The sequence below is a fragment of the Stenotrophomonas sp. YJH_SMC_10 genome, from assembly GCF_059371555.1.
In genome coordinates this window covers 109,712-128,005 of sequence record NZ_JCAFUS010000011.1, presented here as the reverse complement: position 1 = coordinate 128,005, position 18,294 = coordinate 109,712, and the positions used below count along the sequence as shown (strand labels likewise).

Genomic DNA, 18,294 nt, shown 5'->3' with positions numbered 1-18,294 from the left:
CGGGAACTCACCCTCCCTTAACGTGGATGTCGTCAATGCGCCGTTATGCCCATTGCCTGATCCTGCTGATGATGCCCTTCGCGGCGTCTGCGACGGCAGCGCTGGACGACAGCCGCGGCGCTTGCGTGTCCTCCAACGGTGATGCCGCCTCGCAGCGCGCGCCGACCGCGACCGCCTCGGCTGCGACCACCAAGCCGGCACCGGTACGCCCTGCGGCCAGCAGTGCCACCAGCACCGGGGGCGGCGGCAGCGACGACGACGTGCTGCAGCGCATCCGTGCGCCGAAGTGGCACAGCTACCTGCCGGGAATGTTCCGCTGATCAAGTCGTTGCTGCAGTGGCTGCGGCCTGCGCCGCGGCCGATCGACGATGCACTGTGGGAACACGCCTGCCGCCGTGCGGCCTGGCTGCACGGACTGGACGACGAACGCCGTGCGCGCTTGCGCGTGTTGGTCACGCGCTTCCTGCATGAGAAGACCATTACCCCGATCGGTGAGCTGCAGTTGCAGGCCGACGACGGCGTGCTGCTGGCCGCGCTGTGCTGCCTGCCGCTGCTGGAGTTCGGCGCGGTGGGGCTGGAGGGCTGGTCGCAGCTGATCGTCTACCCCGACGCGTTCCGCGTGCACCGCAGCCACATGGATGCGGCCGGCGTGCTGCACGAGTGGGATGACGAGCTGATCGGCGAGTCGTGGGACAGCGGTCCGTTGATCCTGTCCTGGGCCGATGTGCAGGCCGACCTGGCGGCGCCGCACGAGGGCTACTGCGTGGCGGTGCACGAGATGGTGCACAAGCTGGATGCGCTTGATGGGGCGATGGATGGCACGCCGCCGCTGCCGCGTGCGTGGCAGCGCGAGTGGGCGGCCACGTTCCAGCGCGCCTACGATGCCTTCTGCGCGCAGGTGGACGCTGGCCAAGAGACCCTGATCGATCCGTATGCGGCCGAGGCGCCGGAGGAGTTCTTCGCGGTGGCCAGCGAGTACCACTTCTCGGCACCGGATCTGCTGCAGCAGGCGTTGCCGGAGGTGGCCGCGCAGCTGCGGCGGTTCTACGGCGAGCCGCCCAGGATCACAGTACGGTAGTTCCGGCCGCTGGCCGGCACCCTCATGCTCTTCGATGGCATGGCTTGATTGCCGGCCCGCGGCCGGCACTACCGATCAACGCGGTTTACGGCCCTGTGGGCAAGCGCACTTCGAAGCGGGCGCCGCCCAGTTCGGCCGAACGGCCCACGGCCAGTTCGCCGCGGTAATCCTTGATCAGGTCCTGCACGATCGACAGCCCGATGCCGTGGCCCTGCACGCGCTCGTCGCCACGCACGCCGCGCTGCAGTACCTTGCCGATGTCATCCGGGGCGATGCCCGGGCCATCATCGTCCACCGCCAGCAGCAGGCCGGCGCGGCGCGCGTTCGGTGCCGGCAGTGGCTGCGCGGTCAGCAGCACACGGCGGTTGGCCCACTTGAAGGCGTTCTCCAGCAGGTTGCCGAGCAGTTCCTGCAGGTCGCCCGGTTCGCCGTGGAAGCGTGCGGCCGGATCGATATCGAATTCGCACAGCACACCCTTGGAGGCATAGACCTTCTCCAGGCCACGCACGATTTCCTCGGCGTTGGACTCGATCGGCAGCGGCGCGGAGAACAGCTTGTGGCCCGACGAGGCCGCGCGCGCCAGCTGGTACGAAACCAGGTTGTTCATGCGCTGCAACTGCACGTCCAGTTCTTCGCGCAGCGCGCCGTCGCCGGCACCGCTGTCCATCTGCGTGCGCAACACCGCAATCGGCGTTTTCAGGCTGTGCGCCAGGTCGGCCAGGGTGTTGCGCTGGCGCTCGAGGTTCTCGCGCTCGCTTTCGATGAAAGCGTTGATGCTGTCGGTCAGCGGTTCCAGCTCGCGCGGGTGGCGCTCGCTCATGCGCTCGGTCTCACCGCGCTGCACCTTGGTCAGCTCGGTGATCACCCGGCGCAACGGGCGCAGGCTCCACTGCAGGATGACGGTCTGCAGCAGCAGCAGGATCAGGCCGATGCCGCCCAGGTAGAACCAGACGCGGCCACGGAACACGCGCAGCTGGGCCCCCAGCGCGCGCGAGTCTTCCATCACATAGATGGTGTACGGGAATTCGGTGGCAGGATCGGCGTCGGCGCCCCACACCAGGCCCAGGCCGTAGCGGTACACCGAGCCCTGGCTGCCATCGATCTGGATCATCGGCAGCGGCCCTTCGAACACCTCCTGGCGCGGTGCCAGCAGGCCGCCGCCGACGGTGGGCAGCATCGGGCCTTCGGCGGACATCGAATTGCCCTTGCCGTGCGGCATCACTACCTGCAGGTACAGGCCACTGCCGGGCACGTCGAAGCGGGAATCCGGCGGCTGCTCGCGGATGTACAGCGAGCGGTCGCGGGTGAAGTCGATGCCGGCCGCGTAGGAGGTGGCGTAGTTCTTCAGGCGCTCACGCAGGTTCGCCTTCGCCGTGTCGGCGAAGGCGGCGTCGAGCGCGTAACCGGCCAGGGCCAGGAACGCCACCAGGCCCACGGACGCGGCGAGCATCTGGCGCGCCTGCAGTGAGCGCGGCCGCCAGCGTCGGAAGAACCACAGACGGCCGGACATCGTGTAAGCGCCAGGGCGAGCCGGCTCAGCCCTCGTTGCGCGGAATCGCGAAACGGTAGCCGCGACCGCGCACGGTCTCGATCGGCTTCAGTTCGCCATCCGGGTCCAGCTTCTTGCGCAGGCGGCCGATGAACACTTCCAGCACGTTCGAGTCGCGGTCGAAGTCCTGCTGGTAGATGTGCTCGGTGAGGTCGGCCTTGGAGACCAGTTCGCCGGCATGCATCATCAGGTACTCCAGCACCTTGTACTCGTAGCTGGTCAGGTCGACATTGCTGCCGGCCACGCTGACGGTCTGGGCGGCGAGGTCCAAGGCGACCGGGCCGCATTCCAGGGTCGGCTTGCTCCAGCCAGCGGCGCGGCGCAGCAGCGCGTTGACGCGGGCCAGCAGCTCTTCGACGTGGAACGGCTTGACCAGGTAATCGTCGGCGCCCTGCTTCAGGCCCTCGACCTTGTCCTGCCAGCTCGAACGCGCGGTCAGGATCAGCACCGGGAACTTCTTGCCTTCGTCACGCAGGGCCTTGATCAGCTCCATGCCCGACATCTTGGGCAGGCCGAGGTCGATGATGCCGACATCGAACGGAACTTCGCGCCCCATGTAGAGGCCTTCCTCGCCGTCCTGCGCAGCATCGACGGCAAAGCCTTCGCGCTTGAGCCGGGCTGCCAGGGTCTCACGCAGCGGGGCTTCGTCTTCGACCAGAAGGATACGCATGAACTCTCCCTAGTGTCCTGGGTGTGGCCCGGAGGCCAGTGGGGTACGGGTTGATAGCGACGACTATCCCTGTTCAGGGGTTATCGCCGCGTAGTGATGACATATCCGACCGCGGCGTGCGCGGCTGTGAACGCGACGGGGCGGGGTCGTCCATGTAGCGGACCCGGCCCCGGTCGTCCATGTATTTCACCCGGTTGATGTCACGACCATCGAACGGCACGCGCTCGGCACCGAGGATGTGGCCACCGGTGGTGCGCTGCACGCGGCGCACGGCATCGGACAGCGAACGTTCGTCGCCACGGTTGCCGCGCTCGCCCCGCTCCATCATCTCTGCACGCCCCTGCTCGCCACGCGTCGGCTGCTGCGCCAGCGCCGACGACAGCGGCGCGGCCGCCAGCACCACGCACGTGGCCAGGGCAATGCGGCAATGAAGGGGAGCGGAAGACATCGATGCGATCCTAGCCGAGCACGGCGATTCGTTCAAAAGTCGTGAATCCGGATGCCGGGTTCGGGACCCGGCCTTTTACAAATCCTTTGCAAATTCTTGGTTTGAGGCAGTGAATCCGGTCTGAACTTTTCCGGTCCCGACCTCATGATGTTCAGCTAGGTGAACATTCGGGACCAATTGCCGCGCGGTGTCAAGTCAGGAATGTGACTGCGGTCACGCTGCGGCACGATCCGCGTCACGCTCCGTGACCGCCAGCGCCTGCTCGACCAGGCCCCAGTCGGCACCCGGACGGTGCGCGCCTTCGCTCAGCACCTGGCGGAATGCGCGGCCACCGGGCTGGCCGTGGAACAGGCCGAGCAGATGGCGGGTGATGTGCTTCAGCGCCAGGCCTTCGTCCAGGCGCGCTTCCACGTAGGGACGCAGCGCGCGCAGCAGATCGCCGCGAGGCTGCAGCGGAGCGCCGGTCTGCAGCGCCTCCAGCTGATGCAGCAGGTAGGGGTCGTGGTAGGCCGCGCGGCCCAGCATCACGCCATCGACGTGCGCAGCCTGCGCCTGTACCGCCTCGATGCTGGCCAGGCCCCCATTGAGGACCACCGGCAGCGCCGGGCGCTCCTGCTTCAGGCGGTAGGCCCAGTCGTACTTCAGCGGCGGAACCTCGCGGTTCTCCTTCGGCGACAGGCCCTTCAGCCACGCGTTGCGCGCGTGCACCACCACCATCGCCGCGCCGGCGGCGACCTGGCGGTCGACGAAGGCGGCGAACACGTCGTAATCGTTGTCCTCGTCCACGCCCAGGCGGCACTTTACCGTCACCGGGATCTGAACGGCATCGACCATTGCCGCCACGCACTCGGCCACCAGCACCGGTTCGCGCATCAGGCAGGCGCCGAAGCGGCCGGCCTGCACGCGGTCGGACGGGCAGCCGCAGTTGAGATTGATCTCGTCGTAGCCCCACTCCGCCGCGATGCGCGCAGCCTGCGCCAGCAGCGCCGGGTCGCTGCCGCCCAGCTGCAGCGCCAGCGGCAGTTCGCTGCGGTCGAAGCCGAGCAGGCGTTCGCGATCACCGTGGATGACTGCGTTGGCGTGCACCATCTCCGTGTACAGGCGCACGCCGGGCGCCAACACGCGGTGGAATACGCGGCAATGGCGGTCCGTCCAGTCCATCATCGGGGCAACGGACAGGCGCAGGGAATCGGCGTAACGGGCGGCGGCGGACGTCATCGGGCTAGTGATCGCAGAGACTGGCATTGCCAGTGAGATCAATAGTTTACACCGACCGACTGAATGGCGGCGGGTGGCCGTGGGACCGGTCGACCGGCCCCAGGGACGCGCAGGGCTTACAGCCCGCGGTTGCGCACCTGTTCCTGCTGCTGTTCCTGCGCACGCGGGTTGAACTGGCTGTCCAACGCCTCGCTCTGCCGGCTGCTGGCCTCGACCGAGTGCGATACCGCCTGCTGGCGGTCGACGAAGGTCCGCTGCGCGGCCGGATCGCCCAGCTCGCCCTGCACGGCGAACAGGCCGGTGCCATCGGGGCGGGCCACGACGTGGTCGATCTGGCGCATGCCGGACACCTTGCTCTCGTAGGCCAACTGGCCGGCCGCACGCTCGGCCTCCTGCGGGTTGGCGAACAGCGGCTTCAATCCGGCCTGGGCGCGCTGCTGCTCCAGCGCCTGCAGCTTGTCCAGGGCCTGGCCGAAGCGCGCGTGGTCGGCATGCCCGGGGTCGCGCATGCTGGCCGGCGCCGCCGGTTCGGCCCGACCCGGTGCTGCCGGCTGGGTGCTGGCCTTGACCGCGTTGGGGGCATCGACCTGCGCCAGGGTCTTCCGGCCGGCCTTGCCATCGTCGTCGAGGCCGTTGTTGGCCTGGAACTGCTTCACCGCTGCGACCGTGTCCTTGCCATACACGCCATCGGCATGCAGCGGCTTGCCGTCGGCCCCCGCGTAGCCCAGCGCCGCCAGCTTGCCCTGCAGGGCCTTGACCTCATCACCACGTTCGCCCTGCTTGAGCACGCCATCGGCCATCGGTGCCTGTTGCGTGCTGCGCGCGGCCTGCGCCGCTTCGGGGCCCTGCGCGTGGACCTTGCCGCCCAGGGTGATGCGGTCGTTGAGCATGTCGCCCAGGAACCTGCGGTACTGATCGGGCTCGAGCTCGATATGTGCATGCACGGCACCCGGGGTACCGGCATCGGACTGGCGGATCAACGGCGCACCGTACTCGACGAAATCACCGGTCTTGTAGGGCGTGGTGCCACGCGCACCGTGCAGCACCTGCCCGACCAGTTCGCGCTGCGGATGCCCGGCCGGATGGCTCCAGATGCTGATCGAATTCCACTTGTCATTGTTGACCTGGACATACCCGGCGACCGGATTGGGAATCATCACCTCCCGGTCGCCGCGCGCATTGCTCAGGATCAGATCCTTGTGCACCAGCGGGATGCCGTTGCGATCACCGCGGGTCCGCACGGTTTCCAGTTCGCCCTCGACCATGGCCGACGGCCGGTCAGCCTTGGCGGCATTGCCGGTGCGCACGGCCTCGGCATTGGTGTTGGGGTGATGAATCTTCAACTCGCGATAAGCGTCCTCGCCACTGGTGCCATGACGCAGTGTGCGGTTGCTGCTGCCGTTGCCAAAGGGTTCGACCACGACGATGCGCTGGCCACCGGGCGCAGGGGCGGTATCGGGCTCACGCGCGGTTGCGGGTGCAGGCGTCGCAGTGCCTGCCGGGGCGGTCGGCGCTGCGGGCTGCACCGGCGTGTGCCCGCGTACTGCGGTATCCAGGGCCTGCAGGGTCTCCCGGCCGGCCTTGCCGTCGACGGTCAGCCCGTGGGCCTGCTGGAACGCGCGCACCGCATGCTCGGTATTGGCACCGTAGTGGCTATCGGCCGCCAGCGGTTGCCCGTCGTGGCCGGTATGGCCCGCCTGGATCAGCTTGGCCTGCAGGGCCTGGACCTCGGCCCCACGCTCGCCTGGGGTCAGCACGCCGTCGGCCATCGCCGCTACCGCCGCACGCTGGCCACGCTGTCCGGGTTCGGGCTCACCGAACGCCTGCTGGTAATCCTTGCCCTGGTAGGCCTCGGGATTGCGGTTGACCTGGTCGTAGCGCGCCAACCCGACCAGCGCGGTCTTCTCGGTGAGCGCGCGGTCACGCAGCGAATCCCACAGGGTCGGCGAGCTCTGGAAGTGCGACTGCACGTTGGCGTGCTTGTAGTCCTGCACCGCGCGGACAATCTGCTCGTCACTCAGCTCAGCCAGCTTGAAGTCTTCGCCGTAGGCGTGCTGGAGACCCTTCTGGAACACCGAGCGGGTCATGCCGCGGTACTGCACCGAGGTACTCCACAGCGCATCCTGCACGGCCGCACCGCGGCCGGAAAGATCGATGCCCACATCCTTCAGGCGCCCCATCTGCACGTCATAGTATTTGTGCTGGATGAAGTCGTGCTGGTCCCTGGCAAAGCCTGCCGGGTCGGCAGCCGCCACCTCCTTCCAGCGTTCGGTGAAAGCCGGGGTCCCCGCCTGCAGGCCATGGAAGCGGTTGCCGTAACGCGATGCAGCGATGTACTCGTCCACGCCGCCCACATTGGTCGCGTACTGGTAACTGCCATACGACACGCCACCGTGGTCGCCCCTGCCGGTGGACACGTGGCCGGGGCCGCGACCGCCGGTTTCGAAATGCGCCGACGTCTGGCCGCGATGCCAGCGGTCCATCGCCTGCTTTGCCTGGGTCACAACATCCATCGTCCTGCACTCCTTGGCGGGGGAATTACTTCGAGGTCAGTGCCTGCAGCACATCGGCACGGTTGGCCGTGCGATTGATCCGGCAGGACTGCGCGTCCAGCATCTGTCCCTGCCCGTCTTCGGCAGGGTTCCAGCTGCAGTAGCGATTGGTATCGGACATGTAGGCCGCCTGCTCGTCCATCAGCCTGTCCTTGTCCTTGCCATCGGGGCCGTCGACGATCTTCATGAAGGCCTGCTCGAGCCGCTGCTCCTGCCAGGCAAGCTCCTCATCGCCACACGCCTGCAGTACGGGGGTCTCGCCGCCGCTGGAGTTCACGCACGTGGCGTACTGCGGCCGCAACGTGGCCTTGTTGTAGGAATCATCCGGGCGCCGGGGTGGCATGTCTTCGTCATCGGCGTCCGTCGCTGTCGTGGCAGGTGCGGCACGTGCAGGCTCTGCAGTGGTCGGCGCCGATGCAGTGGCAGGCGCGGCCGCAGCAGGCGCATGCGTCGTATCCGCCTGCGGGTTCTTCGCCTGGCATGCTGCCAGGCTGAGGCTCAGTGCCAACGCAAACGCGATGGCTGCGGCCTTACCGAACGTTTCGCGGGGGGCCGCTGAAAGGTGATTCGTTCCCTGCATTGCTTGCATCTCCTTGGCATCCAGGCACGTGGCCCGACAACGCGGGGCCGTCCATCGGCCCCATCGGGAACTGCATGCTACGTCGGCGCGGATTTCAGATGCCTGACTGGATTCAGAATGTGTGCACCCGATCGCAGCCGCTTTGGCCCGGTCCCGCGCGGGGCGCGGCGGCGCTCTACAATCGCTCCATGGCCGCCGATCGTCCGCAATTCTTCGACTCCACCACCGAACAGGGCGTACTGCGCCTGTCCATCGCCGCCTCGCTGCTGCTGGCTGCCGCTGCGGTGGTATTCGGTCTTCTGGCCAATTCCTCGCTGATCATCTTCGATGGCATCTACGGCCTGATCGATGTGGTGATGACCTGGCTGTCGCTGCTGGTCGCGCGTCTGATCGCGCTTTCAACCAGCACCGACGCGCTGCAGTCGCGGCTCAACCAGCGCTTCACCATGGGCTTCTGGCACCTGGAGCCGATCGTGCTGGGGGTGAGCGGCACGCTGATGATCGGTGCGGCGCTGTATGCGCTGGTCAACGCGGTGGATGCGCTGATGTCCGGCGGCCGCCACATCGCGCTCGGCCCGGCCATCGCCTTCGCCGGCTTGTCGATCGTTGGCGAAGGTGCGCTCGCCGGGTTCATCCTGCGCGCCAACCGCCGCATCGGTTCGGAGTTCATCGCGCTGGACGCGAAGAACTGGGTGATCGCCGCCAGCATGTCGGCCTGCTATCTGCTGGCCTTCCTCGGCGGCGTGCTGGTGCGCGGCACCTCGCTGGCCTGGGTCGGGCCGTACATCGACCCGGCCATCCTTGCCTTCGTCTGCGTGCTGGTGATGATCGCCCCGCTCGGTACCGTGCGCCGGGCGCTGGCCGGCATCCTGCTGGTCACTCCGCCGGAACTGCAGGCGCACGTGGACGCGGTGGCACGCGCGATCGTGGCCAAGCATGGCTTCGTCGAGCACCGCAGCTACGTGGCCCAGGTGGGGCGTGGCGAACAGATCGAACTGTTCTTCGTGGTGCGCGAGGACGACCCGCCGCGGCCGCTGGTGGAATGGGACAGGCTGCGCGACGAGATCGGCGATGCGCTGGGCGAAGCCTCGCCCGACCGCTGGCTGACCATCATGTTCACCACCGACCGCGAATGGACGATCTAGGCCAACAGGACGATCGATCAAGTTTTTCGTACGCGTTGCAACCCACCGTACGCGGAAAGCGGGCAAAGTAGGCTCCAACGCAACACCCACCCACCCACTGACCAGGAGCATCCCGATGTCCATCGAAAAGGTTCTGTACACCGCCCAGGCAACCTCCACCGGCGGCCGCGAAGGCCGTTCCGTCTCCTCCGACAACGTGCTGGACATCCAGCTGTCGACCCCGCGCGAGCTGGGCGGCGCCGGTGGCCCGGGCACCAACCCGGAACAGCTGTTCGCCGCTGGCTACTCGGCCTGCTTCCTGGGTGCGCTGAAGTTCGTGGCCGGCCAGGCCAAGGTCGCGCTGCCGGCCGACACCACCGTCACTGGCAAGGTCGGCATCGGCCAGATCCCGACCGGCTTCGGCATCGAGGCCGAGCTGACCATCAACGTGCCGGGCGTGCCGCGCGAGCAGGTGGAAGAACTGGTGCAGAAGGCGCACATCGTGTGCCCGTACTCCAACGCCACCCGCGGCAACATCGACGTGACGCTGGTCGTGGCCTGATGCAACGGGGTCAGAGCCCTTTCGCGTTGCGAGAGGGATCCGATCCCCGGGGAACCCACCCCAAAAAAATGGGCGGATGCCGGTCGAAACCGAACATCCGCCCATCCCACCTTCGTTGTCCCACAGGGGGGCATGAGGTTGCCGGCCAGCGGCCGGCACTACCAGGTCACTTTTCGCTGGTGATGAGCTGCACGACGCTGGAGAAATCCAGCTTGCCGCGGCCGGCCTGGTGGTTCATCGAGTACAGGTTGCGCGCCACTTCGCCCAGCGGGATCGAGGCGCCGACGCTCATCGCCGCTTCCACCGCCAGGCCCATGTCCTTCAGCATCAGATCACTGCCGAAGCCACCGCTGTAGCCACGCGAGGCCGGCGCATTCTCCAGCACGCCCGGCCACGGGTTGCACACCTCGGTGGCCCAGCTGCGGCCGGTGCTGACCGCCATCATCTGCGACAGTACCTTCGGGTCCAGGCCGTGCGCCACGCCCAGTGCGATGGCTTCACCGGTCACCGCCATGATCACGCCCAGCGCCATGTTGTTGCACAGCTTGGCGACCTGGCCGGCACCGCTGGCGCCAACGTGGAAGATGTTCTTGCCCATCGCCTGCAGCACCGGGCGGGCGCGCTCCAGCGCGTCCTCCTCGCCACCGACGATGAAGGTCAGGGTGCCCGCCTGTGCCCCTGCGGTACCACCGGACACCGGTGCGTCGATCATCTGCAGGCCACGCGCGGCGGCCGCTTCCGAGACCTTGCGGGCGCTGGCCGGTGCGATCGTGCTGCAGTCGATGACCAGTGCACCGGCGGGGATCGCGGCAAGAATGCCGTCGTCGCCCAGGTACACGCCTTCGACATGACGGCTGGCCGGCAGCATCGAGATCACCACTTCGGCATCGGCCAGGGTGTCGCGCGCCGACGCGGCGGCACTGGCGCCGGCATCGACGGCGGCCTGCACCGCGGCCGGGACCAGATCGAACACGCGCACGCTGTGGCCGTTCTTGACCAGATTGGCGGCCATCGGGCCACCCATGTTGCCCAACCCGATGAATGCAATGCGGCTCATGCAAGGCTCCTTTCAACAAGGGGAGTGCCCAGGTCAGCCAGCGGTTGCGCGGCGTCGGCCCAGGGGGAAGCGAAGAAGGTGTCGGCCCACGCGCCGGTGGCCTCGGCCAGGGTGGCCGGGTTCCACTGCGGATTGCGGTCCTTGTCGATCAGCAGCGCGCGGATGCCTTCGGCGAAATCACCGTGGGCGGCGCAATGCAGGGCGACGATGTACTCCAGGCGATAGATCGCGGCCAGGTCCTGGCCGGCACTGCGGCGCTGCAGTTCGTACGCCAACCGTGCCGAACCCGGTGCGCCGGCCGCAAGGGTCTTCTGAGCCGCCTGCAACCAGGCGTCATCGGTCTGCAGGCTGGCAATACGCGCAACGACGGCTTCAAGGTCATCGCCTTCGCACAACGCATCGACCTGCGCCGCGTGGGCCAGCAGTGGACCGGTGGCGGCATCACTGGCATGCGACTGCAGCAGATGGGTCAGGCGTTCGTGGTTGTGCGCGGTGTCATTGGACCAGGCCACCTGCAGCAGCGCATCGAACACTGCACTTCGGCGTTCTTCGGCCACGTGCACGTCGGCCAGGCCGGCATAGATGGCATCGCCCGGGTTGAGCAGCGCGCCGGTCAACGCCAGGAACAGGCCCCCCTTTCCGGGTACACGCGGCAGCAGCCAGCTGCCACCGACATCGGGGAACAGGCCGACGGTGATTTCCGGGAAGGCCAGCTTGGAGCGCTCGCTGACCACGCGGTGGCTGGCGCCGGACATCAGGCCGATGCCACCGCCCATCACGATGCCATGGCCCCAGCACAGGATCGGCTTGGCATAGGTGTGGATGAGGTAATCGACGCGGTATTCGACGTCGAAGAACTCGGCGGCGTAGTCGTTCCCTCGGATGTCGCTGCGGCCGGCCTCGCGGAAGGCGACCATGCTCTTGTACAGGCTGTGCAGGTCGCCGCCGGCGCAGAACGCCTTTTCACCGGCGCCCTGCAGCACCACCATGGCGATGCCGTCATCATCGGCCCAGGCATTCAACTGCTTCAGCAGCAGATGCGCCATCGGCAGCGAGAAGCCGTTGAGCGTGCGCGGCGCGTTGAGCGTGGCGATGCCGATGCGCGTGCCATTGCCGGCCACGCGCGCTTCGAACAGCACCGGTGCGTCGTCGGCAGCGGTGTCGGTGCTCATGCGTTCTTCCACTGCGCGGCGCGCTTTTCCAGGAAGGCCGTGACGCCCTCGACCTGGTCGGCAGTGTCGAACAGGTCGACGAAGGCTTCGCGCTCGGCCACCAGCGCCGAGGCGTGGGTGCCGGTGCGGGTGGCCTGCACCAGGGTCTTGCAGGCGGCGATGCTGGTCGGGCTCTGCTTGCCGGCCTTCTTCGCCCATTCCAGCGCCAGTGCCTTGGCTTCGCCCTTGCCGACCTTTTCTTCGGCCAGGCCAATGCGCAGCGCGGTCTCGGCATTGATGCGCTCGCCCAGCAGGATCATGCGCTTGGCCCAGCCCTCGCCGACCAGGCGCGGCAGGTTCTGGGTGCCGCCAGCACACGGCAGCAGGCCGACGGTGGCCTCCGGCAGCGCGACCTGGGCGTGGTCTTCGATGATGCGCAGGTCGCAGGCCAGCGCGCATTCCAGTCCACCGCCCATGGCGTAGCCGTTGATCGCGGCGATCGACACGCCACGGAAACCGGACAGCGCCTCGAAGGCTTCACCGAAGCGGCGCGCTGCCTCACGTGCGGCAGCCTTGTCGCCAGAGGCGAACTGGTTGAGATCGGCACCGGCGGAGAAGAACTTCTCGCCCTCGCCAGTGATCACCAGCGCGTAGATGTCGCGGTCTGCGTTGAGCGCGCCGACCAGGTCGCGCAGCGCCGACAGGCTGTGCACGGTCCAGGTATGCGCCGGCGGGTTGTTCAGGGTGACCACGGCGGTGTGGCCATCGACCTCGACCTTCAGGCCCACGTGCTCCTGGGTACGCCAATCCTTCATCGCAGTTCCTCTTCGGTGTTGAGCAGGTGACGGGCAACGATCACCCGCATGATCTCGTTGGTGCCTTCCAGGATCTGGTGCACGCGGCAGTCACGCAGCAGGCGCTCGATCGGGTACTCGCGGATGTAGCCGTAGCCACCATGGATCTGCAGCGCTTCGTTGCAGACGTTGAAACCCGCATCGGTAGCAAAACGCTTGGCCATCGCGCACCACACGTTGGCATCGCTGGCACCGGCATCAAGCTTGCGCGCGGCGGTGTGCACCATCTGCCGCGCGGCCACCAGCTGGGTGACCATGTCGGCCAGCTTGAACTGCAGCGCCTGGAACTCGGCCAGCGCCTTGCCGAACTGGCGGCGCTCGCCCATGTAGCGGCGCGCGGCATCCAGCGCACCCTGCGCGGCGCCCAGCGAGCAGGCGGCGATGTTGATGCGGCCGCCGTCGAGCCCCTTCATCGCCAGCTTGAAGCCGCCGCCTTCCTCTCCCAGAAGGTGGCTGACCGGCACGCGGACGTTTTCGAAGGTGATGCCGCGGGTGGGCTGGCTGTTCCAGCCCATCTTCTCTTCCTTGCGGCCGAAGCTGATGCCTGGCAGGTCCGACGGCACCGCGATCGCGCTGACACCGCCGGCACCGGCACCGCCGGTACGCGCCATCACCACCAGCAGTTCGGTGGCCCCGGCGCCGGAAATGAAGGCCTTCGAGCCGTTCAGCACGAAATGGTCGCCCTCACGCACGGCGGTGGTCTTCAGCGAGGCCGCATCGGAACCGGCGCCCGGCTCGGTCAGGCAGTACGAGGCCAGCTTGTTGCCCGAAGACAGGTCGCTGCCCCAGGCGTCGCGCAGGGCCGGCTGGCCCCACGTGGACACCATCCACGAGGCCATGTTGTGGATGCTGATGTAGGCCGCAGTCGACGGATCGACGTTGGCGAGCTCCTCGATGACGACGGCGGCGTCCAGTCGGCTCAGGCCGCTGCCGCCCACTTCCGGGTCCATGTACAGACCGCAGAAGCCCAGTTCCCCGGCCTTGGCGATCGCCTCGCGCGGAAAGATGCCCTCCGCATCCCATCGCGCGGCGTGCGGCGCCAGTTCGGCCAGTGCGAAGTCGCGCGCAGCCTCGCGGTACGCCTGCTGTGCTTCGTCCAGTTCCGTCGTCATCGAGTGGCTCATGGCTGCTCCTGCGCTTACTTCAGGCTGATCGTGGTGTTGACGCCGTGGCTCAGCGTCTCGTCGTCGAACCAGCGCGCGGTGACCGTCTTGGTCTGGGTGTAGAACAGCACCACCTGCTTGCCGTACGGGCCCAGGTCGCCCAGCTTGGACGCGCGCGAACCGGTGAAGGAGAACAGCGGCACCGGCACCGGGATCGGCACGTTGATGCCGACCTGTCCGACGTCGATGTCTTCCTGGAACTTGCGCGCGGCGGCGCCGGACTGGGTGAACAGTGCGGTGCCGTTGCCGTTCGGATTGCTGTTGACCATCGCGATGGCGTCTTCCAGCGTGTCCGCTTCGAGGATGACCAGCACCGGCCCGAAGATCTCTTCCTGGTAGATGCGCATGTCGGTGGTGACGCCGGCAAAGATGGTCGGGCCGACGAAGTTGCCCTTCTCGAAGCCATCCACCTGCGGCTTGCGGCCGTCGAGCACCAGCTTGGCGCCCTGCTCCACACCCGAGGCGATCAGGCCTTCCACGCGCTCGCGGGCGCTGCAGGAAATGACCGGGCCGACGTCGGTGCCGGACACGGTGCCGGCGCTGACCTTCAGCGTCTTGGCCTTTTCGACCAGGTCCTGCACCCAGCTGCGCGCTTCGCCCACCAGCACCAGGGTGGAAGCGGCCATGCAGCGCTGGCCGGCGGCGCCGAAGGCGGCACCGACCATCGCGTTGAGGGTCTGTTCCTTGTTGGCGTCCGGCAGCACCACGGCGTGGTTCTTGGCGCCCATCATGCACTGCACGCGCTTGCCGGCCAGCGAGGCGCGGTTGTAGACGTGGGTACCGACGCGGGTGGAACCGACGAACGACACGGCCTTGATGTCCGGGTGGTCGCAGATCGCGTTGACCACTTCTTCGCCACCGTGGACGACGTTCAGCACGCCCTTGGGAATGCCGGCTTCCAGCGCCAGTTCAACCAGGCGCATGGTGACCATCGGGTCCTGTTCGGACGGCTTGAGGATGAAGGTGTTGCCGGTGGCAATGGCCATCGGGAACATCCACAGCGGGATCATCGCCGGGAAGTTGAACGGGGTGATGCCGGCGCATACGCCCAGCGGCTGCATGATCGTGTAGGTGTCCACGCCATTGGCCACGTTGTTGGCCAGCTCGCCCAGCTGCAGGTTGCCGATGGCGGCGGCGTGCTCGACCACTTCCAGGCCGCGGAACACATCGCCTTCGGCGTCCGGCAGGGTCTTGCCCTGTTCGGCGGTGAGGATGTGGGCAAGCTCGCTCATGTTTTCGCGGATCAGCTGCTGGTACTTCAGGAAGATGCGTGCACGGGTGCCGATCGGGGTCTTGCGCCAGGTCTTGAAGGCTTCCTTGGCGGCGGCGACGGCGGCGTCCACTTCGCTGGCGGTGGCGAACGGCACCTGGGCCAGCACGTCCTGGGTGGCCGGATTGATCACGTCCTGCCAGTGGGAGGTGGCCGATTCAACGAACTGGCCATCGATCAGCATGCGGATACGGGGCGCTGCAACAGTCATGACGACAATCCCACGGGGTGCGAAAGATGCTTGGCATTATTCACAGCACCCACCTCGATTTCCGGCCTGAATCCGCTTAATCTGGCCAATGCGCCCCACGATTCCTGTTAATTCTGTGAATTATTCAGCCCCCCAACGGCAACTTGGCCTGCGCCTGCTGCGGCTGCGCGAGCAGCGCGGCTACAGCCAGGCCGATCTGGCGCGCGCGCTGGGGCTGTCGGCCAGCTACCTGAACCAGATCGAGCGCAACAAGCGCCCATTGACACCGGCGGTGCAGAAGAAGCTGGGAGAGGTGTTGGGCGACGTTTCCTCGCTGTTCGATGACGATGAGCCCGCCGCCCTGCAGGAAGCACTGGGCGAAACCCTGCGCGACCTGGGCCTGGCCGAGGTCAGTGCGACCGAACTGCGCGCGCTGGCCGGCAACCTGCCGCAGGTCAGCCGCGCGCTGCTGGACCTGCACCGCCGCCACCTGGCGCTGCGCGAGCACGCCGCCGCACTGGAGTTCCAGCTGGGCGAGCCCGGCGCCGGCAGCACCCTGCCGGCCGGCGACCAGGTGCGCGAGTTCTTCAACCGCATGCACAACCACATTCCCGAACTGGACGAACTGGCCGAACGCCTGTTCGCCGAGTGGGGGCTGTCGCCCGGGCATGTGGCACCACGCCTGCGCCAGCTGCTGGCCGACCGCCACGGCGTGCTGGTGGAAGTGGCCGCGCTGCAGGCCGGGCGCGAGAAGCGCCAGTACGATGCGGGCACGCGACGGCTGTGGCTGCCGGACTACCTGGAGCCGGGCCAGCAGGCGTTCCAGATGGCCGCCGAACTGGCCCTGCACGGCTACCTGCCGCAGATCGATGCGGTGGTGGCGCGTGCCGGCTTTACCGATGAGGCACGCATCGCGCAGGCGCGGATTGGCTTGTCGAATTACTTCGCCGGTGCGCTGGTGATGCCGTACATGCGTTTCCTGCGTGCGGCCGAAGCCAGCAGCTACGACATCGAGCTGCTGGCGCACCAGTTCGGCGTCGGGTTCGAGGCGGTCTGCCACCGGCTGAGCACGCTGGCACGGCGCAGCGCACCTGGCCTGCCGTTCTTTTTCATCCGCGTGGACCGTGCGGGCAATGTGTCCAAGCGCCATTCGGCCACCGACTTCCACTTCTCGCAGGTGGGTGGATCGTGCCCCCTGTGGATCGTCTACGAGGCGTTCAACCAGCCCGGCCGCATCCTCACCCAGACCGCGCGCATGCCCGATGGCCGCCGCCATTTCTGGCTGGCGCGGCAGGTCAGCAGTGGCCCGGTGGGCCATGGCCAGCCCCGCAAGACCTTCGCGGTGGCGCTGGGCTGCGATCTGCAGCATGCCGAACGCCTGGTGTATTCGCTGGGGCTGGATGTGCAGAGCCCGGGCAACTCGGTGTCGATCGGGCCGGGTTGCCGGGTGTGCCCGCGCGAGGACTGCATGCAGCGCGCGTTCGCGCAGTTGCCGGGGCGATAGGGTTGGTTCGGCAGGGTTGCGCCCTGCACCTGCTTCAATCCAAGGCAACAGCAAAAGCAACAACGGGCTTTCCGTGGGATGGCGGGGTGGGTCCGGTTGCGGGGGACGCCGTAAACCCGTCCTTGGGGGCTTGTCCGCGGCATCCATGCCGCGGACACCCCCGCAACCGGACCCACCCCGCCTTCGACAGTTTCCCGCTGCTGTGGGTGGGTGCCGACCGTTCGTCGGCACGCTGCTCTTGGTGGGTGTCGACCAAGGTCGACACGCTTGATCCACACATCGCGTGGATCTACTAAACCTTTCGTGCGTAGGCTGCATCCCATTGCAATGCCTGCCCATGGAGACACCCATGCCCCTGTTGCGCTCTTGCCTGGCCCTGCTGCTCGCTGCCACCGCCACACCGGCGTGGGCGACGTTCTCCATTGCCGCCTGCAACGAGGCCGGCGACTGTGGGGTGGCGGTGGCCACGCATAACCTGGCGGTCGGCGGCGTGGGCGTGCCGTGGGCGCAGGCGAAAGTGGGTGCGGTCGCCAGCCAGTTCGAAACCAACCCGACCTATGGGTCGAAGGGTCTGGAGTTGATGGCCAAAGGCCGCACGCCTGCGCAGGTGCTGAAGCAGCTGTTGGATGAAGATGGCAACTTCGATGGCACCACGCTGGCCGAGCGCCAGGTGGGGCTGGTCAGCGCACGCGGCGGCAATGCGCAGTACACCGGCGCTACCGCGCAGCAGGCGGATTGGGCCGGTGCGCAGGGCGAGGGCATGCTGAGCGTGCAGGGCAATGGTCTGGCCGGGTGGGAGGTGCTGGCATCGATGCAACGCGTCTTCGCCACCTCACGTGGGCCGCTAGCCGCGCGCCTGCTGGCGGCGTTGGAAGCAGGTCAGGCAGCGGGTGGCCAACGCAGCGGACAGTGGTCGGCGGCGCTGCTGGTGCGTACGCCCGGCGGCGACTGGCAGGACACCGACCTGCGCGTGGACGCTGACCCACGCGCGGTCGCAAGGCTGCGCGAGCTGTACGACATGCGCCTGTCCAACGAGGCGATCATCCGCGCCGAGCAGCGCTGGGAGAAAGGCGATGTGGCAGGGGCGCGTGCGGCACTGGCGACCTCGTTGTCGCTGGCCCATGGCTGGGACCGCACCTGGGCGCGCGCTGCGCGCCTGGCGATGCGGCAGGGGGATATCGCGCTGGCCCGCGAATACCTGGCCGGCCTGCGTGCGCTCAATCCGGGCTGGGTGAAGCAGGAGCTGGCGCTGCCGTTGTATGTACCCATGCAGGGTGATGCGGTGGTGGCGTCGTGGCGATGAGGCACCGCAGGGGTCAGATCG

General features: G+C 67.6%; 17 protein-coding genes. 6 read left to right on the top strand and 11 right to left on the bottom strand.

Annotated features, from left to right (window positions below; translation table 11 throughout):
* The first annotated feature begins 35 nt into the window (after nt 1-35).
* Complete coding sequence (locus tag AC5P9C_RS15050) at nt 36-320, top strand: hypothetical protein (RefSeq protein ID WP_014645622.1); 285 nt, start codon at nt 36-38, stop codon at nt 318-320.
* Nucleotides 287-1,078: a M90 family metallopeptidase gene (locus AC5P9C_RS15045; protein WP_167357717.1), complete on the top strand. Its 792-nt coding sequence runs from the start codon at nt 287-289 to the stop codon at nt 1,076-1,078. Before AC5P9C_RS15050 ends, AC5P9C_RS15045 begins: the two co-directional genes overlap by 34 nt.
* An 85-nt stretch (nt 1,079-1,163) precedes the next feature.
* On the opposite strand, the gene AC5P9C_RS15040 is transcribed toward AC5P9C_RS15045, so the two are convergent.
* The 6 genes from AC5P9C_RS15040 to AC5P9C_RS15015 all read right to left on the bottom strand — a co-directional run bounded on the left by AC5P9C_RS15040 (nt 1,164) and on the right by AC5P9C_RS15015 (nt 7,858).
* Nucleotides 1,164-2,588 (bottom strand): ATP-binding protein, encoded by a 1,425-nt coding sequence (locus AC5P9C_RS15040; protein ID WP_049466224.1) that lies wholly within the window; start codon nt 2,586-2,588, stop codon nt 1,164-1,166.
* 25 nt (nt 2,589-2,613) lie between these two features.
* The gene (locus tag AC5P9C_RS15035; RefSeq protein ID WP_004136763.1) at nt 2,614-3,297 is read right to left on the bottom strand and encodes a response regulator transcription factor; all 684 of its coding nucleotides are present in this window, start codon (nt 3,295-3,297) and stop codon (nt 2,614-2,616) included.
* Between the two features lie 73 nt (nt 3,298-3,370).
* Nucleotides 3,371-3,745 carry a hypothetical protein gene (locus tag AC5P9C_RS15030; protein ID WP_053504938.1) on the bottom strand — a complete coding sequence of 125 codons (375 nt, stop codon included), beginning with the start codon at nt 3,743-3,745 and terminating at the stop codon, nt 3,371-3,373.
* Nucleotides 3,746-3,958: 213 nt separating this feature from the next.
* Nucleotides 3,959-4,990, bottom strand: coding sequence for a tRNA dihydrouridine(20/20a) synthase DusA (gene dusA, locus AC5P9C_RS15025; protein ID WP_074726510.1), 1,032 nt, complete (start codon nt 4,988-4,990; stop codon nt 3,959-3,961).
* 89 nt (nt 4,991-5,079) lie between these two features.
* Nucleotides 5,080-7,476, bottom strand: a complete 2,397-nt coding sequence (locus AC5P9C_RS15020) for a peptidoglycan-binding domain-containing protein (RefSeq protein ID WP_074726511.1) — start codon at nt 7,474-7,476, stop codon at nt 5,080-5,082.
* 25 nt (nt 7,477-7,501) lie between these two features.
* Nucleotides 7,502-7,858 carry a lysozyme inhibitor LprI family protein gene (locus AC5P9C_RS15015; protein WP_240908362.1) on the bottom strand — a complete coding sequence of 119 codons (357 nt, stop codon included), beginning with the start codon at nt 7,856-7,858 and terminating at the stop codon, nt 7,502-7,504.
* Nucleotides 7,859-8,283: 425 nt separating this feature from the next.
* Here AC5P9C_RS15015 and AC5P9C_RS15010 point away from each other — a divergent pair, with 425 nt between their 5' ends.
* The gene (locus AC5P9C_RS15010) at nt 8,284-9,240 is read left to right on the top strand and encodes a cation diffusion facilitator family transporter (RefSeq protein ID WP_049466253.1); all 957 of its coding nucleotides are present in this window, start codon (nt 8,284-8,286) and stop codon (nt 9,238-9,240) included.
* Between the two features lie 115 nt (nt 9,241-9,355).
* Nucleotides 9,356-9,781, top strand: coding sequence for an organic hydroperoxide resistance protein (locus AC5P9C_RS15005; RefSeq protein ID WP_005411948.1), 426 nt, complete (start codon nt 9,356-9,358; stop codon nt 9,779-9,781).
* A gap of 166 nt (nt 9,782-9,947) precedes the next feature.
* Here AC5P9C_RS15005 and mmsB read toward each other — a convergent pair whose 3' ends face one another.
* From mmsB to AC5P9C_RS14980, 5 genes are read right to left on the bottom strand one after another with little or no spacing between them, the layout of a single operon-like run.
* Nucleotides 9,948-10,838: a 3-hydroxyisobutyrate dehydrogenase gene (mmsB, locus tag AC5P9C_RS15000; protein WP_049449384.1), complete on the bottom strand. Its 891-nt coding sequence runs from the start codon at nt 10,836-10,838 to the stop codon at nt 9,948-9,950.
* Nucleotides 10,835-12,010: an enoyl-CoA hydratase/isomerase family protein gene (locus tag AC5P9C_RS14995; protein ID WP_343541235.1), complete on the bottom strand. Its 1,176-nt coding sequence runs from the start codon at nt 12,008-12,010 to the stop codon at nt 10,835-10,837. Before AC5P9C_RS14995 ends, mmsB begins: the two co-directional genes overlap by 4 nt.
* Nucleotides 12,007-12,804 (bottom strand): enoyl-CoA hydratase, encoded by a 798-nt coding sequence (locus tag AC5P9C_RS14990; RefSeq protein ID WP_053504943.1) that lies wholly within the window; start codon nt 12,802-12,804, stop codon nt 12,007-12,009. The genes AC5P9C_RS14995 and AC5P9C_RS14990 overlap by 4 nt, the downstream gene beginning before the upstream one ends.
* Nucleotides 12,801-13,967: an acyl-CoA dehydrogenase family protein gene (locus AC5P9C_RS14985; protein WP_049466245.1), complete on the bottom strand. Its 1,167-nt coding sequence runs from the start codon at nt 13,965-13,967 to the stop codon at nt 12,801-12,803. Before AC5P9C_RS14985 ends, AC5P9C_RS14990 begins: the two co-directional genes overlap by 4 nt.
* Nucleotides 13,968-13,981: 14 nt before the next feature.
* The gene (locus AC5P9C_RS14980) at nt 13,982-15,487 is read right to left on the bottom strand and encodes a CoA-acylating methylmalonate-semialdehyde dehydrogenase (protein ID WP_053461878.1); all 1,506 of its coding nucleotides are present in this window, start codon (nt 15,485-15,487) and stop codon (nt 13,982-13,984) included.
* A gap of 115 nt (nt 15,488-15,602) precedes the next feature.
* Here AC5P9C_RS14980 and AC5P9C_RS14975 point away from each other — a divergent pair, with 115 nt between their 5' ends.
* Nucleotides 15,603-16,970 (top strand): helix-turn-helix domain-containing protein, encoded by a 1,368-nt coding sequence (locus AC5P9C_RS14975; RefSeq protein WP_049466250.1) that lies wholly within the window; start codon nt 15,603-15,605, stop codon nt 16,968-16,970.
* A 349-nt stretch (nt 16,971-17,319) separates the two neighbouring features.
* Nucleotides 17,320-18,273 carry a DUF1028 domain-containing protein gene (locus AC5P9C_RS14970; protein WP_064237433.1) on the top strand — a complete coding sequence of 318 codons (954 nt, stop codon included), beginning with the start codon at nt 17,320-17,322 and terminating at the stop codon, nt 18,271-18,273.
* Nucleotides 18,274-18,294: the final 21 nt, after the last annotated feature.

Bases quoted from the DNA above. Each gene is read 5' to 3' on its own strand.
- AC5P9C_RS15050 (WP_014645622.1), top strand. From the start codon at position 36: ATGCGCCGTTATGCCCATTGCCTGATCCTGCTGATGATGCCCTTCGCG.
- AC5P9C_RS15035 (WP_004136763.1), bottom strand. From the start codon at position 3,297: ATGCGTATCCTTCTGGTCGAAGACGAAGCCCCGCTGCGTGAGACCCTG.
- AC5P9C_RS14990 (WP_053504943.1), bottom strand. From the start codon at position 12,804: ATGAAGGATTGGCGTACCCAGGAGCACGTGGGCCTGAAGGTCGAGGTC.
- AC5P9C_RS15010 (WP_049466253.1), top strand. From the start codon at position 8,284: ATGGCCGCCGATCGTCCGCAATTCTTCGACTCCACCACCGAACAGGGC.
- AC5P9C_RS14980 (WP_053461878.1), bottom strand. From the start codon at position 15,487: ATGACTGTTGCAGCGCCCCGTATCCGCATGCTGATCGATGGCCAGTTC.
- AC5P9C_RS14970 (WP_064237433.1), top strand. From the start codon at position 17,320: ATGCCCCTGTTGCGCTCTTGCCTGGCCCTGCTGCTCGCTGCCACCGCC.
- AC5P9C_RS15005 (WP_005411948.1), top strand. From the start codon at position 9,356: ATGTCCATCGAAAAGGTTCTGTACACCGCCCAGGCAACCTCCACCGGC.
- AC5P9C_RS14995 (WP_343541235.1), bottom strand. From the start codon at position 12,010: ATGAGCACCGACACCGCTGCCGACGACGCACCGGTGCTGTTCGAAGCG.
- AC5P9C_RS14985 (WP_049466245.1), bottom strand. From the start codon at position 13,967: ATGAGCCACTCGATGACGACGGAACTGGACGAAGCACAGCAGGCGTAC.
- AC5P9C_RS15040 (WP_049466224.1), bottom strand. From the start codon at position 2,588: ATGTCCGGCCGTCTGTGGTTCTTCCGACGCTGGCGGCCGCGCTCACTG.
- mmsB (WP_049449384.1), bottom strand. From the start codon at position 10,838: ATGAGCCGCATTGCATTCATCGGGTTGGGCAACATGGGTGGCCCGATG.
- AC5P9C_RS15030 (WP_053504938.1), bottom strand. From the start codon at position 3,745: ATGTCTTCCGCTCCCCTTCATTGCCGCATTGCCCTGGCCACGTGCGTG.
- AC5P9C_RS15020 (WP_074726511.1), bottom strand. From the start codon at position 7,476: ATGGATGTTGTGACCCAGGCAAAGCAGGCGATGGACCGCTGGCATCGC.
- dusA (WP_074726510.1), bottom strand. From the start codon at position 4,990: ATGCCAGTCTCTGCGATCACTAGCCCGATGACGTCCGCCGCCGCCCGT.
- AC5P9C_RS15015 (WP_240908362.1), bottom strand. From the start codon at position 7,858: ATGCCACCCCGGCGCCCGGATGATTCCTACAACAAGGCCACGTTGCGG.